The sequence below is a fragment of the Desulfuromonas thiophila genome (genome assembly GCF_900101955.1).
Lineage (GTDB): Bacteria > Desulfobacterota > Desulfuromonadia > Desulfuromonadales > Desulfuromonadaceae > Pseudodesulfuromonas > Pseudodesulfuromonas thiophila.
On the sequence record NZ_FNAQ01000003.1, the window covers coordinates 85,278 to 99,910 of the forward strand.

The 14,633-nt window shown below is 61.7% G+C and carries 13 protein-coding genes; 3 read left to right on the forward strand and 10 right to left on the reverse strand.

The features are described from left to right. Positions 1-4 precede the first annotated feature (4 nt). The 5 genes from BLR80_RS04275 to BLR80_RS04295 form a co-directional block, all read right to left on the reverse strand. Positions 5-460 (reverse strand): phosphatidylglycerophosphatase A family protein, encoded by a 456-nt coding sequence (locus BLR80_RS04275; protein WP_092076623.1) that lies wholly within the window; start codon positions 458-460, stop codon positions 5-7. Beyond that, positions 439-1,530 carry a type IV toxin-antitoxin system AbiEi family antitoxin gene (locus BLR80_RS04280; protein ID WP_171906306.1) on the reverse strand — a complete coding sequence of 364 codons (1,092 nt, stop codon included), beginning with the start codon at positions 1,528-1,530 and terminating at the stop codon, positions 439-441. Before BLR80_RS04280 ends, BLR80_RS04275 begins: the two co-directional genes overlap by 22 nt. A gap of 616 nt (positions 1,531-2,146) precedes the next feature. Next, positions 2,147-2,314 carry a DUF362 domain-containing protein gene (locus BLR80_RS04285; RefSeq protein WP_092076627.1) on the reverse strand — a complete coding sequence of 56 codons (168 nt, stop codon included), beginning with the start codon at positions 2,312-2,314 and terminating at the stop codon, positions 2,147-2,149. 135 nt (positions 2,315-2,449) lie between these two features. Beyond that, positions 2,450-4,606 (reverse strand): ferrous iron transport protein B, encoded by a 2,157-nt coding sequence (gene feoB, locus BLR80_RS04290; protein ID WP_092076629.1) that lies wholly within the window; start codon positions 4,604-4,606, stop codon positions 2,450-2,452. Next, entirely contained in the window at positions 4,603-4,845 is a 243-nt protein-coding gene (locus BLR80_RS04295; protein WP_092076631.1) for a FeoA family protein, read from the reverse strand. Before BLR80_RS04295 ends, feoB begins: the two co-directional genes overlap by 4 nt. Positions 4,846-5,040: 195 nt before the next feature. Between BLR80_RS04295 and BLR80_RS04300 the strand changes: the two genes are divergently transcribed. Next, positions 5,041-5,742: an alpha/beta fold hydrolase gene (locus BLR80_RS04300; RefSeq protein ID WP_092076633.1), complete on the forward strand. Its 702-nt coding sequence runs from the start codon at positions 5,041-5,043 to the stop codon at positions 5,740-5,742. A gap of 28 nt (positions 5,743-5,770) precedes the next feature. Here BLR80_RS04300 and BLR80_RS12875 read toward each other — a convergent pair whose 3' ends face one another. The 5 genes from BLR80_RS12875 to BLR80_RS04320 all read right to left on the reverse strand — a co-directional run bounded on the left by BLR80_RS12875 (position 5,771) and on the right by BLR80_RS04320 (position 10,912). After that, positions 5,771-5,929 (reverse strand): hypothetical protein, encoded by a 159-nt coding sequence (locus BLR80_RS12875; RefSeq protein WP_171906304.1) that lies wholly within the window; start codon positions 5,927-5,929, stop codon positions 5,771-5,773. Between the two features lie 19 nt (positions 5,930-5,948). Next, on the reverse strand, positions 5,949-6,431 hold the full coding sequence (gene lspA, locus BLR80_RS04305; RefSeq protein ID WP_092076635.1) for a signal peptidase II: 483 nt from the start codon (positions 6,429-6,431) through the stop codon (positions 5,949-5,951). Between the two features lie 5 nt (positions 6,432-6,436). Beyond that, positions 6,437-9,229 (reverse strand): isoleucine--tRNA ligase, encoded by a 2,793-nt coding sequence (gene ileS, locus BLR80_RS04310; RefSeq protein WP_092076638.1) that lies wholly within the window; start codon positions 9,227-9,229, stop codon positions 6,437-6,439. 112 nt (positions 9,230-9,341) lie between these two features. Beyond that, on the reverse strand, positions 9,342-10,007 hold the full coding sequence (locus tag BLR80_RS04315; RefSeq protein ID WP_092076640.1) for an endonuclease III domain-containing protein: 666 nt from the start codon (positions 10,005-10,007) through the stop codon (positions 9,342-9,344). Further along, positions 10,004-10,912, reverse strand: coding sequence for a LysR family transcriptional regulator (locus BLR80_RS04320; protein ID WP_092076642.1), 909 nt, complete (start codon positions 10,910-10,912; stop codon positions 10,004-10,006). Before BLR80_RS04320 ends, BLR80_RS04315 begins: the two co-directional genes overlap by 4 nt. 273 nt (positions 10,913-11,185) lie before the next feature. Here BLR80_RS04320 and BLR80_RS04325 point away from each other — a divergent pair, with 273 nt between their 5' ends. Beyond that, positions 11,186-12,217 (forward strand): GSU2203 family decaheme c-type cytochrome, encoded by a 1,032-nt coding sequence (locus tag BLR80_RS04325; RefSeq protein ID WP_092076644.1) that lies wholly within the window; start codon positions 11,186-11,188, stop codon positions 12,215-12,217. 23 nt (positions 12,218-12,240) lie between these two features. Then, the gene (locus BLR80_RS04330; protein WP_263046539.1) at positions 12,241-14,574 is read left to right on the forward strand and encodes a GSU2204 family CXXCH-containing (seleno)protein; all 2,334 of its coding nucleotides are present in this window, start codon (positions 12,241-12,243) and stop codon (positions 14,572-14,574) included. Positions 14,575-14,633: the final 59 nt, after the last annotated feature.

Genomic DNA, 14,633 nt, shown 5'->3' on the forward strand with positions numbered 1-14,633 from the left:
TTGTTCAGGCCAGCAATTGCAGGGCCAGGCGGGTGGCGCCGGCGGCATAGAGCCCGGCGACAATATCGTCGAAAACCACGCCGATGCCATTTTTCAGGCGGCGGTCGAACCAGCTGGCCGGGAAGGGCTTGAAAATATCGCACAGTCGGAAAAAGACGAAGCCCAGCAATGCCGTCTCCAGACTGAAAGGCAGCAGCAGCACGGTGGTGAGGTAGCCAACCAGCTCATCAATCACGATGCGGCCATCGTCGGCCTGGCCGTAGAATCGTCCGGCCGCGTCCGCCAGCGGGCAGGCCAGCGCCACCAGTAGACCGTAACCGAGCAGGGCCTGCAGCGGCGGCAGGGGGGCGAACAGGTAGAACAGGGGAATGCCGGCAAGGGTGCCAACGGTGCCGGGAGCCCAGGGGCTGTAGCCCAGGCCGCCGTTGCTGGTGAGGCTCAGCAGAAGTCGTCGCCACATGGTGTCGCTCCTTTAAGGGTGGCGCTGTTGGCGCCGAACAGATAGTCGCGGGTCAGCTGTGCCGCCAGGGCCTGGCGCGGCGGGGTTCCCAGGTAAAGCAGTTCCGCTCGCAGGCTGAGAGGGTCACTCAGCCGTACCCCTTCGGCACTGGTTCGCGCGAAGGCCTGATTGGTGGCGAACTGGCGGACAATGTCGATGGGACCGTCGGGGTCGGGCAGCAGGCGCAGTTGCAGCAGGGGCTTGAGCAGAACCAGGGTCGCTGGAAAATGCAGGCTGGCCTGCTGGGGCTGGGTATGGGGGCAGTAGCAGGCCGCGGCCAGTTCGCCTCCCAGCAGAACCTGATCGGTCAGCCCCTGTTCGCGAATCAGCCCTGGCAGACTGCCCAGATGCCAGGGCCTGTTCAGGCGGCAGCGCTGCACCTGCAGGCGGGGCCGCAGCCGTTCGATAAAGGCCGGTTCCCATAACTGATGCAGGGCCTCAAGATCCCCCAGCTGGCGTTGGCCGTCGCTGCCGTGCAGCAGCCCTTTGGCCAGCAGATCCTGGATTACCGGCCCGACAGTGCCCAGGGCGACGCCGGCGGCGGCGGCAATGGCGCGATAGGGGGCGTCGGCCAGGGTCGGGTCGCGCAGCAGCTGGTAAAGGATTTTCAGGCCGGCCCGCTGGGTGCATCGATTGGGCAGGGGGGCTGGTCGGGCGCCGCGCTGGCCGGTACAGCGGTAGTAGAGCGGCGCTGCCTGCAAAAAACCGTTGCCAGCGCTGTCGAAGAAGGCCAGATCATCAGCCATCAGCGCCTGAGCCAGACTGTCGCCGATATAGTCGGCCAGCAGCACCGGGTGTTCATCGCGCAGGGTATGCAGCTGAAACCGTAGCAACTCAGCCTGCTGTGGTGAAATGCGCCAGGCCAGGCGTATGGGGCGCACCAACTCACCCCAGGTGCCGCTCAGCTGGAGCAGGCCACTGAAGGGGGGGCGGCCGCCGATCCGGTGCTGTGCGCGCAGACCGGGCACCTGGTTGAGCCGGTGCAGTACAGAGCGAATCAGCTTCATCTCGCGAGCAGGCAGTGTGGGCATGGCAGCAGATCTCATGCTTGGGGCTGAGGATATCATCGCCGGTCTGTCGGGGAGACCGGCGTCTCTGTCCTGTTGCCTGCACAACAGGACAGTTGGGCCGATAGCCAGACAATAAAGGCACAGGCAAAACGCGCCATTGACGGGCAAGAAAGCGGCCCTGATTAGGGAACGGCGCGGGCGGGACGCTGGCAGGAATCAGTTGTTGGTGCGTCTGCGCGCCGCCGGGTCGGCATGAGTCCGGCAGCTGACCTTACCACAGGCGACCGCTGGGGCGAAGCCCTTTACCTCCGGCAGGTCCTGATGCATCTCGGGGGTCGGAAGCGGTAGCGGCGGTAGAAAGCCGGCTTGTCGAGAAAAAAGCTGAAGAGGTATGTTTGTGACAGGTGCAGGGTTGCCGGATTGCTGAATGAATCAGCGCCAGAACAAATTTCCGTGGCGGAAAAGGCCTGCCGGCAGCTTTCAGCAGGCTGGTGAAAAACAGCCGGCAGAGCCCATGGCTGGGCGCCCATAAACAAGTATTGAACCCTAATGGATTGATTTTGTGACAACGAAAAAAGGCGGGAACCTGATGGTCCCCGCCTTCGGGTGTGACAACGGTCAAACGCCGTCTGAAGGCTTAGCCTTCGATGGCGCCTACCGGGCAGGCGTCAACACAGGCGCCGCAATCGGTGCAGGTGTCAGCGTCGATCTCGTACTTGCCATCGCCCTCGGAAATCGCTTCTACCGGGCAGACATCGGCGCATGCGCCACAGCTGGTGCAATCGTCGTTAATCGTGTGAGCCATCGTTCTTCTCCTTTTTCTGGTTTTTCTCAGTCCAGGCCAGGGCGATGTGCCGCTGGCTCTTCATCGCAAACGCGGATTACTATACAGGCTTTGTCTGCGCTGTCCAGAAAAAAACGCTTGGCCCGCAGTGCGACGCTACAGCAGCCGCAGACCGGTCTGATAGACCAGACAGGCCAGGGCAAAAGCCAGGGCGCTGTTGAACAGCAGGGCGAAGCAGGCCCAGCCCCAGCTGGATTCGCGAGCCATGACCACCAGGGTGACAAAGCAAGGGGCATAAAGCAGAACAAACAGGATGACTGCCAGAGCCGCTGCCTGGTTCCAGTCCGGATCCTGCTGGATGCGTTCGACCAGGCTGTCGGCCTCCTCGACATCGACCTCACCGAGGGAATAGGCCGTGCCCAGGGTCGACACAATCACCTCCTTGGCCGCCACTCCACCGAGCAGGGCGATGTTGGTGCGCCAGTTGAACCCGGCCCACTGGCTGACGGGTTCCAGCATCTGGCCCAACCGGCCGGCAAAGGAGTGCTTAAGGGCCGCGGTACTCTCGGCCCGGTCGATGGCGGCGAGGGCTTCTTGTTGTGCTTCACTCTCGTTCATCTGCTGAGCGATGGTCGTGCGTTGCTGGTCGAAGGCTGCCAGGCTGCCTGCATCGAGGGTGGGGAAGGTCATGGCGGTCCACAGCAGCACCGAAATGGCCAGAATCACGGTGCCAGCCTTGCGGATGTATTCCCAGGTGCGTTCCCAGGTGTGGATCAGCAGACCCTGCAGGGTCGGCCAGCGATAGGGCGGCAGTTCCATGACAAAGGGCGTCGATTCGCCGCGGATCAGGGTCGAGCGCAGCAGCCGTGCCACCAGCAGGGCCATGGCCCAGGCCGTCAGGGTGATGAGAAACATGATCAGCGGCCGGTGGTTGGCGAAGAAAGCACCGATCAGCAGCAGGAATACCGGTATCTTGGCGCCACAGGGCATGAAGGGCGCGGTCAGGATGGTGGCCAGTTTTTCGCGGGGGCTGCGCAGAGTACGGGCCGCCATCACGCCGGGCACTGCACAGCCGCCGGCAATGCCGCCGGAGATGATAAAGGGCATCACCGAACTGCCATGCAGGCCGAAGGTGCGGAACACCTTGTCGAGCATATAGGCCACCCGCGCCATATAGCCGGAGTCCTCCAGAAAGGCGATCATCAGGAACATGATGATAATCAGCGGGACAAAGCCGAGCACGCCGCCGACGCCATCGATGATGCCGGAGACGAGCAGCGACTGCAAATGACCCTCTGGCAACAGGGCGCGGACGCCGTCACCGATGAGGCCGAACAGCCACTCGAGCGCCTGCATCGGGTATTCACCCAGGGTGAAGGTGATGTGGAACATGGCGTAGAGCAGGCCCAGCATCAACAGCGGACCGGCCAGCTTGTGGGTCAGTACCTGGTCGATCTTGTCGGTGACATCCAGCCGGTTGGTCGTTTGCGGATAGGTCAGCGTTTCCTTGAGCAGGGTGTGGATGAAACCGTAGCGGTAGTCGGCGATGATGGCTTCGGGGAAGGTATTGAGGGTTTTCAGGCAGTGCTCACGCAGCTGGTCGACGGTTTCCTCAAGCTGGCGGGACAGGCTGCTGTCGGTCTGTTGTCCCAAAGCCAGAATCTGATCGTCGCCCTCGATGTATTTCAGGGCCAGCCAGCGCGCCGGGTAACGCTGGGCCAGCAGCCCGGCAGCGGCGATGCGGTTGCTGAGATCTTCCAGTACCGGATCAATATCCGGGCCATAGGACAGTTGCAGCCCCTGCCAGCCACCCTGGCGCTGGCGGGCAGCGACGATGGCACTGTCGAGCAGTTGCTGGCGGCCCTCGCCGCTGCGGGCCACGACGCCCACCACCGGACAGCCCAGTCCTTCGGCCAGACGCTGCTGGTCGATCTGTAGCCCACGGGCGCGCACATCGTCCATCATGTTGAGTGCCAGCAGCAGCGGTACACCCAGTTCAAGAAACTGCACCGTCAGGTAGAGGTGCCGTTCCAGCTTGGTGGCATCGGTTACATTGACCACCAGATCCGGCCGCTCATTGACCAGCACCTCGCGGGCCACCAGTTCTTCCTGACTGTAGGCGGTCAGCGAATAGCAGCCCGGCAGGTCGACGATTGCCAGATCACAGTCGTCATGCCGCAGCTGGCCTTCCTTGCGTTCGACGGTGATGCCGGGATAGTTGCCGACGTGCTGACGCGCGCCGGTGAGGGTGTTGAACAGGGTGGTTTTGCCCGCATTGGGATTGCCGGCGAAGGCCAGTCGGCAGGTGTTCATGCGCTATGATCCTCGGTTTGGACGGTGATGAAATCGGCTTCGTTGTTGCGCAGGGTCAGGGTGAAGCCACGCAGGCGCAGCGCAACCGGATCCTTTAGTGGCGCCCGGCCGACGATTTCGATCTCGGTACCCGGTACCAGGCCCATGTCGCGGATGCGCCGGCCCAGTTCGCCGGCGGCGCCGATGGTTACGATGGTGGCTTTATCGTGCAGCTGCAGCTGCCGCAGGGAACAGAGCATAGAACACCTTCCGGGAGCGGTTGATTTTGAAATCCGATTTCATTTTAGGGCGAATCGCCGCCCTGTCAAGATTTTTCTGTCGGGCTTTTGTGTTTGTTGCCCTCTTGTCGGCTGTGGCACAGTGGCGGTCTGTGTCGCTGAAGAAGTTTGTGCAGGCATCAATCCGAGCAACAGGAGCAACGCGGGAGAGATGGCATGAATCCGACCAAAAACGCAAGGCCATCGGGGCGGCTGATTCTGTGGCCGGGGCTGGCGGCCGACGAGCGCATGTATCAGGGTTTGCGGGCTGTTGGGCTGGAGCGGGAATTGCTGTGCCCGCGCCTGCTGGTGCCCCAGGTGGGGGAATGCTGGCCGGATTACGCCCGGCGCACGGCTACCCAATGGCAAATCGGCCCAGCAGATCTGATTGGAGGCTGTTCCTTTGGCAGCCTGTTGGCCACTCAAATCGCCTGTCGCCAGCCCGTGCAGGGCCTGGTGCTGCTGGCCGGTGCCCTGTCGAGCACTGCTCTGAGTCCGGCTGCGCCCTGGCTGCAGCGTTTGGCGGCTCCGTTGCCGCTGGCGCTGGTGCGTCCCCTACTGGCGAGCAAACCGTTTCTGCGGGCACTGTTCGGCCCGGCCCGGCCCGAGCAGCTGGCGCTGGCGCAGCAGATGCTGAACGATACGCCGGACGATTTGCTGCGGCGCGGCGGTGCTCTGGCCGTCAGCAGTTTTCCGCCGGGCCGACCCGGTTGTCCGGTGGTGGCGCTGCATGGCGACGCCGATCGCGTATTGCGGCCGCCACTTGCGCCGGTCCAGCTGGAATTGGTGGTGGGGGCCGGTCATGGCCTAGTGGTATCCCATGAGGCGCGGGTGCGGGATTTTCTACAGCGTCAACTGCGTCGTTTTGCCGCCGGCTGAACCGGCACCTGCTGGTGGCCCGACGCTATCAGCGCTGCCGGACCTCGTTGGAGGTTTCCTCCAGCCAGCGGCCGGTGTGCTGTACGTCACGCCCAAAGCCGGCGACGCATTCGCAGCCGGTGGTCAGAAGGCTCAGTCCCAGCAATAGCCACAGCAGGGCCGTCTTGATGCGGGCAGTGCATTTCATGGCATTTCTCCTTCGGATGTCAGCGGGTGTCATGGTGGCGGGTGCGCCACAGATCGATCAGCAGGCAGGCCACCCCCAGGGTAATGGCGGAATCGGCAATGTTGAACGCCGGCCAATGATGTTGGCGCCAATGCACGTCGATGAAATCGATAACCGCGCCAAGGCGTACCCGGTCGATCAGATTGCCGATGGCACCGGCAAAGATCAGCGACAGCCCCAGGCGTTGCCAGTGGTGGTGGGCCTGCAGCCGTGGCAATAGCCACAGGATGACGCCACCGGCAACCAGGGCCACGCCGGCCAGCAAGGGAATCCGCAGGGCACTGTTGGCCAGAATGCCGAAGGCTGCGCCGGTATTCTGCACATAACACAGGTTCAATACCGGAGCCAACAGGGTTGTGCTCTGATGCAGGCTCAGATGCTGAGTCACCAGATACTTGGTCCACTGGTCGAGCGGCAGGACGATAGCGCCGACCAGCAGCAGCAGGCGGTAGGAAGCCAGCACGCGGGTCAGGCTCCGGCTCCGGCCCGCAGTGCGGCGACACAGCGCGGGCACAGGGTCGGATGGTTGCTGTCGCTGCCGATGGCGGTGGAATAGTTCCAGCAGCGTTCGCACTTTTCCCCCGCCGCCCGTTCCACGGCAATGCGCAGCCCGGCTACCTGCTGGGCTGCTTCACCGGCTTCGAGCTGGTCGACCAGCTCCGTCTGTGAAACGATCAGCAGGGTCGGCAATTCAGCAGCATAGCGTTGCAGCAGCTCGGCGGTGGCTCCGGTTGCCGCCAGCTTGACGCAGGCTTCGAGGGAGTTGCCGATGAGTTTTCTGTCGCGCGCGCGCTCCAACTGGCGGGCCACCTCGGACCGCACAGCCCACAATCGTTCGTAGGTTTCCTCCAGTGCCGCGTCGTGCAGACGGTTGTCGAAACGCGGCAGGTTGGCCAGATGGACACTGGTTTCACGCTCGCCCGGCAGTTCACGCCAGATTTCGTCAGCGGTGAACGACAGCACCGGCGCGATCAGGCGGGTGAGGGCATCGAGGATGCGGTACATGGCCGTCTGGGCGCTGCGCCGTTCGCGGCTGGCTGGCGGCGCGGTGTAAAGCCGGTCCTTGAGAATGTCGAGATAGATGGCGCTGAGCTCGACGCTGCAGAAGTTGTGCACCGCGTGGTAGAGCACATGAAACTGGTAGTCGTTGTAAGCCCGTTCAACCCGTTCGACCAGCTGCTCCAGCTGGGCCAGCGCCCAGCGGTCGAGTTCGACCAGGTCACTGTCCGCCATGCTGTCACGGGCCGGGTCAAAATCGTGAAGGTTGCCGAGAATGTAGCGCGCCGTGTTGCGGATGCGGCGGTAGGCGTCGGACAGCCGCTGGAGGATTTCCTCGCTGATGCGGATATCGTCCTGATAGTCCTGTGCCGCCACCCACAGGCGCAGCACCTCGGCGCCGTATTTCTTGATGACCACCTCAGGCGCGACAACGTTACCCTGGGATTTCGACATTTTGCGGCCCTGGCCGTCAACGACGAAGCCGTGTGTCAGGACGGCCTTGTAGGGCGCGACGCCGCGGGTGCCGACGGCTGCCAGCAGGCTGGAGTGAAACCAGCCGCGGTGCTGGTCACTGCCTTCGAGGTACAGATCGGCTGGCGAACCCAGTTCGGCGCGCTGCTCCAGCACGGCCGCGTGGGAGACGCCGGAATCGAACCAGACATCGAGAATGTCCGTTTCCTTGCGGAAGGCGTCATGACCGCAGGCGCCACAGCGGGTATCGGCCGGCAGCAGTTCAGCGACGCTCTTCTCGTACCACTGGTCGCTGCCGCCGTTCTCAAACAGATCGGCAATCCGGTGCATCAGGGGGCCGTCGCACAGGGCCTCGCCGCACTTGTCGCAGTAAAACACGGTGATGGGTACGCCCCAGTTGCGTTGGCGGCTGACGCACCAGTCCGGCCGCTTTTCGATCATGCCGTGAATGCGTTCGCGGCCCCAGGTCGGAATCCAGCGGACCTGGTCGATCTGCTGCAGCGCTTGCTGGCGCAGATCGTTCTTTTCCATCGAAATGAACCATTGGGCCGTGGCGCGGAAGATCACCGGTTTCTTGCAGCGCCAGCAGTGCGGATAGCTGTGGCTGATAGCGCTCTGTTGCAGCAGTGCTCCCACCTCGGACAGCTTGGTGCAGACCGCTTCGTTGGCCTGTTCCAGCTTCATGCCGCCGAACAGTTCCACCTCGTCGCGGTAGCGGCCGTAGTCGTCCACGGGGTTGTAGATGTCGAGACCATACTGCAGGCCGACGGTATAGTCGTCCTGACCGTGACCGGGAGCGGTGTGGACACAGCCGGTGCCGGCGTCAAGGGTGACATGGTCGCCAAGAATGATCAGGGAGTCGCGGTCGTAGAACGGATGGCGGCAGCGGCGCTTTTCGAACAGGGTGCCCTTGAAACTGGCCCGTACCTGGCCGCTGCGGCCGAGTTGCTGCAGCACCGTCTGATAGAGCCCCTCGGCGAAGACCAGCAACCGGTGGTCGTCGGCCATTTCGACCGCGACATAGTCCAACTCGGGATTGAGGCAGACGGCCAGGTTGGCCGGAATGGTCCAGGGAGTGGTGGTCCAGATGACAAAGGCCAGGTCGCGGCCAGCCAGGGCGTTGAGCTCCGCCGGCAGCTCGTCGACATAGGGGAAGGCGACAAAGATCGATGGTGAACGGTGATCAGCGTATTCCACCTCGGCTTCAGCCAAGGCTGTAACGCAGGAACTGCACCAGTGCACCGGTTTCTTGCCCTTGTACAGGCCGCCGCGTTCAGCAAAGCGGGCCAACTCGCGCGCCGTGGCGGCTTCGTAGCTGTCGTGCATGGTCAGATAGGGCTGATCCCACTGGCCCAGTACGCCGAGGCGGCGGAACTCGTCGGCCTGAATCTGGACCCACTCGCGGGCATAGGCACGGCAGGCGCGGCGAATGTCAACCACGCTCAGGTCGCGTTTTTTGCTGCCGAGTTGCTTGTCAACCATCAGCTCGATGGGCAGGCCGTGACAGTCCCAGCCCGGCACATAGGGGACATCAAAGCCCTGCATGCGCCGGCTTTTCAGGATGATATCCTTGAGAATCTTGTTGAGGGCGTGGCCGATATGGGTATGACCGTTGGCGTAGGGCGGGCCGTCGTGCAGGACAAAACGGGGTTTGCCGGTGCCGGCCTGGCGGATCTGTTCTTCCAGACCCGTCTCCTGCCAATGGCGCAGCATCTCCGGTTCCCGCTGGGGCAGGTTGCCGCGCATGGGAAAATCGGTCTGGGGCAGATTGAGGGTATTTTTATAGTCCATGGTGGGCCTCGTCGCGGGGGCCGAAGATCGGCGTTCCGTGCAGATGGAGCTGAAATTGACAAGCCCAGAAAACTAGCGGGGTCAGGGGCAGAAGTCAAGGAAAAGGGCGCTGTCAGCCTCCCGTTCGGGCGGTCTGACAGCCGCTGTGCAGGGGGCAACCATCACACTGGGGGCGGCGGCTGAGACAGTGGCGCTTGGCCAGTTCCACCAGCAGGGCGTGGTATTCGTTGAACAGGGCTGCGCTGCTGGCCAGGGCGACAGTGAAATGGTGCTGCAGTTGCGCGTAAGCCGGTGGGCTGTCGAACCAGCCAATCCGCTGGGCGATGCGGCGACTGTAAGCGTCGATGACAAAGATGGCGTGGTTGCCGGCGTAGAGCAGGATGCTGTCGGCCGTTTCCGGGCCGATGCCACGCAGCTGCAGCAGCCGGTGGCGAATCTCCGTGGTGGGGCCGCGCAGCCAGCGTTCGGTGTCGCCGTCGGCCTCGGCCAGCAGAACCTGACAGAGACCACGCAGGCTGCGCTGCTTCTGGTTGAAGAAGCCAGCTGGCCGGATCAGCTCAGCCAGGGTGGCCGGTGGCAGCGCCAGTAGGGCACGGGGGCTCAGGGCGTTGGCGGTTTTCAGTGCCGCGATGGCGCGTTCGACATTCTGCCAGCGGCAGTTCTGGGTCAGGATGGCGCCGACCATGACCTCGAAGGGGCTGTCAGCCGGCCACCAGTGTTGCGGGCCGAAGGCGGCGAACAGCCGATGGTAGACCTCAGTAGCTGACAGTGGGCTCATGATGTGGCAGAGGCGGCGGCGAAATAGTCCAGCACACAGGTCATGAAGGCATGCTGCAACGGATTTTCGCTGCAGCTGCGCGCCACCAGACTGCGCAGGCGGACACGGTCGAAGCCCTTGACCCGATGTTCACGCAGGTGGCCATTCGCCAGATGGGCCAAGGCCACCGAGCGTGACAGAAAAGCAATGCCCTGGCCTGACAGCACTTCGCGCAGCATCAGACCATAATCGTCCAGCATCAGCACCTTGCGGAAAGCACTGAAATCAATCTGCCTTTGACTGAGATTGCGTGACAGCAGGTCATGGCAGCTGCAGCCGTCGCGGCGGGTGATGAGGCTATGGGGATAGAGCTGCTCCAGCCGTACGCTGCCGGCGGGGAGTTGCAGGGCCGGTGCGCTGACGAAGATCATTTCGTCCTGCGGCAGGGGCAGCGTGTGCAGTGGGCCGAAGTCCAGATCGGCCAGATGTTCAATGATGGCCACGTCAAACTCGCCGCCGCGCAGGCCTTCCAGGGCCTGCGCGGGCGTACTGAACAGAAAGCGCAAGTCGTCAATATCGGCCTGCAGAGGCATGAAGATCTTGAGAACCTCAGGCAGGTGGGCGACGCCAAAGGCTGCTGTGCAGCAGATCGACAATCGGCGACGTTGCTGCAACTGCCGCAGGGCGCTGAACATGGCATCCTCGATATCAAGGATGCGGCGAGCGGCGTCGAGCACCTGCAGTCCCGCTGTGGTCGGCATCAGACTGGAGCCACTGCGGTCGAACAGCTGGGTGCCACAGCAGGCTTCCAGGCTTTTGGCGCGCTGCGACACGGCGGATTGGGTCAGATGCAGCTTTTCGGCTGCGCGCGAAAAACTGCCTTCACTGGCGGCGATCAGCAGGGTGCGCAGATATTGGGTTTCCATTGATATTCCTGTATGTATGAAAATGAAAGTATAAGGGCTGCTTATAGGGTCATAAAAATCATTCGCTTTACCCTACCAGTTCACAACAGTATTGTACACGGGTTGTGGAGCGCGGCAGCCGCAGCGGGCAGGGCTTCGGGAAGGGCTCTGGCGACTGCAACCGCGCGATTTTCTTAGTCCGGGAAAGGAGGTGCGATACTTTAACCTGTATCCTGCTATCGTTTTCTGCGGTTAAGAACTTTCACTTTTGGAGGAAGAAGGAAAGGAGAAAACATGCGAAGGACGTTTATCACCAAGGCCTCGTGGCTGGTGAAAGGCCTTCCTCTGTTGTTGGTTCTGGGGGCCTGTGCCACCGGTACCATCCGCGAGAAGGTGCTGACCCTGCCGGTAATCGAGGGCGCCAAGTATTCAGGTCAGGAGACCTGTGCTGAGTGTCACGATGACATGGCCGGCGACATGTTCCCCGCTTCGACAGGCGGTGAAGGGTTCGCCAAGACCATCCATGGCCGCCTGGCCAACTGGGAATTGATGGGTGCCGAGCGCGGTTGCGAGGCCTGCCACGGCCCCGGCTGTCTGCACGTCAACAATGACGGCGACACCGAATTCATTCTTCGTCCCGCCGAGCTGCCGGCCGATCAGGCTTCGGCCCTCTGCGCCAAGTGTCACACCGAAGGCAAGCTGATGGATTACACCCACAGCGCCCATGCCCTCAGCGATGTCGGCTGCGTCGATTGCCACAGCATTCACGACGGCGTTGGCAAGTTCAGCCTGAAGCAGGAAGATCCGGAGCTGTGCGTCAGCTGCCATCAGGAAGAACAGGCCAAGATGCATTTCCCGTCGAGCCATCCGCTCAAGGAAGGCAAGATGAACTGCTCCAGCTGCCACAATGCTCATGGTGCAACGGGTGAGAGCCTCAACACCGACGAGCGTCTCAACGATCTGTGCCTGAACTGCCACACCCGCTATCAGGGTCCGTTTGTGTTCGGTCATGCTCCGGTTGAGGACGATTGCACCATCTGCCACGATCCCCACGGCAGCGTGGCCAACAACCTGCTGGTGCAGAACGAGCCGTTCCTCTGCCTGCAGTGCCACGAGGGTCACTTCCACGTGCTTCGTTCGTCCGATTACTCGGCCACGCCGACCGGAACCAGCGCTGCTGCCCAGGCTCAGGCCGATATCGTCAATGTTCATGGCAGCGAAGGTTTCCAGACCTCGTTCGGCACCAAGTGTACCACCTGTCACAAGGTGGTTCATGGCAGTGATTATCCGTCCCAGCCGCTCAGCGGTCACGGCCTGACCCGTTAATTCTGTAGAAGGAGGCACACATTATGAAGCAAAGCCGATTCTGGCTGCTTGCACTGTTGTCCGTCCTGACGCTGGCGGCCGGTTCCACTCTGGCCCTGGCGGAAGAGGGTGCGGCCCATGTCAGTGGTTCCTGGGAACTGGGCATGAGCGGCATCAACACCGACGACAATGCGGCACGTGTTAACGAATATGGTTCGGTTCGCGCCGAAGATGGCATTTCCCTGGCGCCGCAACTGGATCTGGAGTTTGAAAAAGGTGGTTTTGTGCTGGAGGTTGACAGCCAGACCATGGGCCCGCGTGACCAGAAACATGAACTGGGTCTGGACGTTGGCCGCGTGTTCAAGTTCGAAAGTGAGCTGAATGTGCTGGAGCACCACAAGGATCACGAAACCCTGTCGCAGATGGGCGCGACCGCCCGTGACGACATCGGTGGTTCGCAGCCGAGCACCACGACCGACAAGATCTATGCTGATCTGATTGAAGCGACCGGTAATCCCAACGCTGCTGTGGGCGGCGCCGTGATCAATACCTATGACCCGGCCGTGGCCTGGGAGCAGGAAGTCAGCAACAATTACATTGTGACCCGTCGTGAGTGGAAGAACGAAGCTGAACTGGTGATTCCGCAACTGTCCAACATTACCTTCAAGGCCGGTTCCCGCGTGGAAACCCGTGAGGGCATGGAGCAGGCGATTGGCCTGTCGAAATGCGACGGTTGCCATGTCTCCGCCGTCGGCAAAAATATTGACGAGCGTACCGAAGAGTTCACCCTGGGCGCCAGCGGCAAGTTTGGTCTGCTGACGGTGGACTACGAATACCTCAACCGCAACTTCAACGAAGACGGCAGCACCCCGGTTCGCTTCTATGACGTGATGCAGAACCCCAGCGCGCCGAACCAGATGATCTATGGCGGTGACTTCTACGAATTCGGCCGCACGCCGGATTCGGAAAAAGAAACCCACATGGTCAAGGCCCGCGTCGATCTGCCGGCCAATACCACGGTGTCGGCCAGCTATGTCAAATCGGATATCGAAAGCTCGAAGTCCGAGGTGCAGGATGGTTATGTGCTGCTGAGTGGCGATGAGCTTGCCAGTGAGTACGAATCGTTTGCTGCCAAACTGGCCACCAAGGTCGGCCACAACGTCAGCCTGTCGCTGCGTGGCAAGGCTTACGAGATCGATGCCGATCACAATGAGCTTTACATCCCGGCGATTGCCAGCTCAACCTATGTCCTGCCGTTCGACGCGACCTCGGCCTACCATTCGGCCGAAGCGCGTGAGGTCAAGGAAGCCGGTGCCGATGTGGTATTCCGTCTGGCCAAGGCCACCACGCTGCGTCTGGGCTATGAGTATGAAGAAGTTGACCGCGATGAGGAAGAACTGGGCGAAACGGAAACCCATACCCTTAAAGCGGCTCTTAAAACACGCCTGAGCGATACGCTGTCGGGTCGTGTCAGCTACGAGTATCAGAATATCGATGAGCCCTTTGCCGGCGCTGAAGTGGGCATCGCCCAGCGCAGTGGTGCCGATGGCGGCAGCGGCCTGCGCTACCTCAACACGGCGGATTATCTGACCGGCTCCTCCACCTACTACTGGACCTCGGTCTATCCCAACCGCGAGCTGGAATCGACCAACCTGCCGGAGGATGTGCATGAGGCCAAACTGAGCACCACCTGGGCTCCGGCCAGCAACATGGCGGCAACGTTCTATGCCCGCCTGCGTTACGAAGAAAACGACAGCGTCAAATACGAAAGAACCACCATTGTGCCCGGTGCCACCTTCTGGTATGCCCCGAGCGACAAGCTGAACCTGACCATGGCGTACAACTTCAGCAACCAGGATGCCGAAAATCGCGCCTGCGTTGGCTGGTACCATGGCTGAGCGAACGATGTCTCCTCGGCCCAGTTTGGGTCGATCTGCAGCATCGCCGAGTATGAGTCCTTTGTTCACACCCTGTCTCTCAGTGCTGATTACCAGGCCACGGAGAAACTGCTCCTCAACGCTTCGGTCATTTACAACAAGGCTGATGACAGCTGGGATTGGAAATTTGGTGACCGGATGTCGGTTTATCCCGAGAACAACCTGACCACCCCGATCAGCCAGACCGGTATCGAAACGCCGGGTGCCTATGCTTCAGTTAATTATGACGACTGGCAGCAAAACAACCTGATCGACGAGTACTCCGATCTGTCTTACGAGCAGTATGAGTTCACCTTGGGGGGAACCTACAACTTCTCGGATGTCTGCTTTACCAAGCTGCAAGGCAGCTATGCCATCTTCGAGTCGGACGAGGAATTTGTCTATGGCGACGAAGACGGCAAGGCCTTCAGTGGCTATGTTTCGGTGGGCTACAAGTTCTGATTTGCCCGGAACTGTGCGTAGCTGAGAAGCGCTAAACCAAAAACCCCCTGGTCGCATCG

What these genes read in the sequence shown, in the direction of transcription:
- BLR80_RS04275 (WP_092076623.1), bottom strand. Translation starts at nt 460, where the DNA reads ATGTGGCGACGACTTCTGCTGAGCCTCACCAGCAACGGCGGCCTGGGC.
- BLR80_RS04280 (WP_171906306.1), bottom strand. Translation starts at nt 1,530, where the DNA reads ATGCCCACACTGCCTGCTCGCGAGATGAAGCTGATTCGCTCTGTACTG.
- BLR80_RS04285 (WP_092076627.1), bottom strand. Translation starts at nt 2,314, where the DNA reads ATGGCTCACACGATTAACGACGATTGCACCAGCTGTGGCGCATGCGCC.
- feoB (WP_092076629.1), bottom strand. Translation starts at nt 4,606, where the DNA reads ATGAACACCTGCCGACTGGCCTTCGCCGGCAATCCCAATGCGGGCAAA.
- BLR80_RS04295 (WP_092076631.1), bottom strand. Translation starts at nt 4,845, where the DNA reads ATGCTCTGTTCCCTGCGGCAGCTGCAGCTGCACGATAAAGCCACCATC.
- BLR80_RS04300 (WP_092076633.1), top strand. Translation starts at nt 5,041, where the DNA reads ATGAATCCGACCAAAAACGCAAGGCCATCGGGGCGGCTGATTCTGTGG.
- BLR80_RS12875 (WP_171906304.1), bottom strand. Translation starts at nt 5,929, where the DNA reads ATGAAATGCACTGCCCGCATCAAGACGGCCCTGCTGTGGCTATTGCTG.
- ileS (WP_092076638.1), bottom strand. Translation starts at nt 9,229, where the DNA reads ATGGACTATAAAAATACCCTCAATCTGCCCCAGACCGATTTTCCCATG.
- BLR80_RS04315 (WP_092076640.1), bottom strand. Translation starts at nt 10,007, where the DNA reads ATGAGCCCACTGTCAGCTACTGAGGTCTACCATCGGCTGTTCGCCGCC.
- BLR80_RS04320 (WP_092076642.1), bottom strand. Translation starts at nt 10,912, where the DNA reads ATGGAAACCCAATATCTGCGCACCCTGCTGATCGCCGCCAGTGAAGGC.
- BLR80_RS04325 (WP_092076644.1), top strand. Translation starts at nt 11,186, where the DNA reads ATGCGAAGGACGTTTATCACCAAGGCCTCGTGGCTGGTGAAAGGCCTT.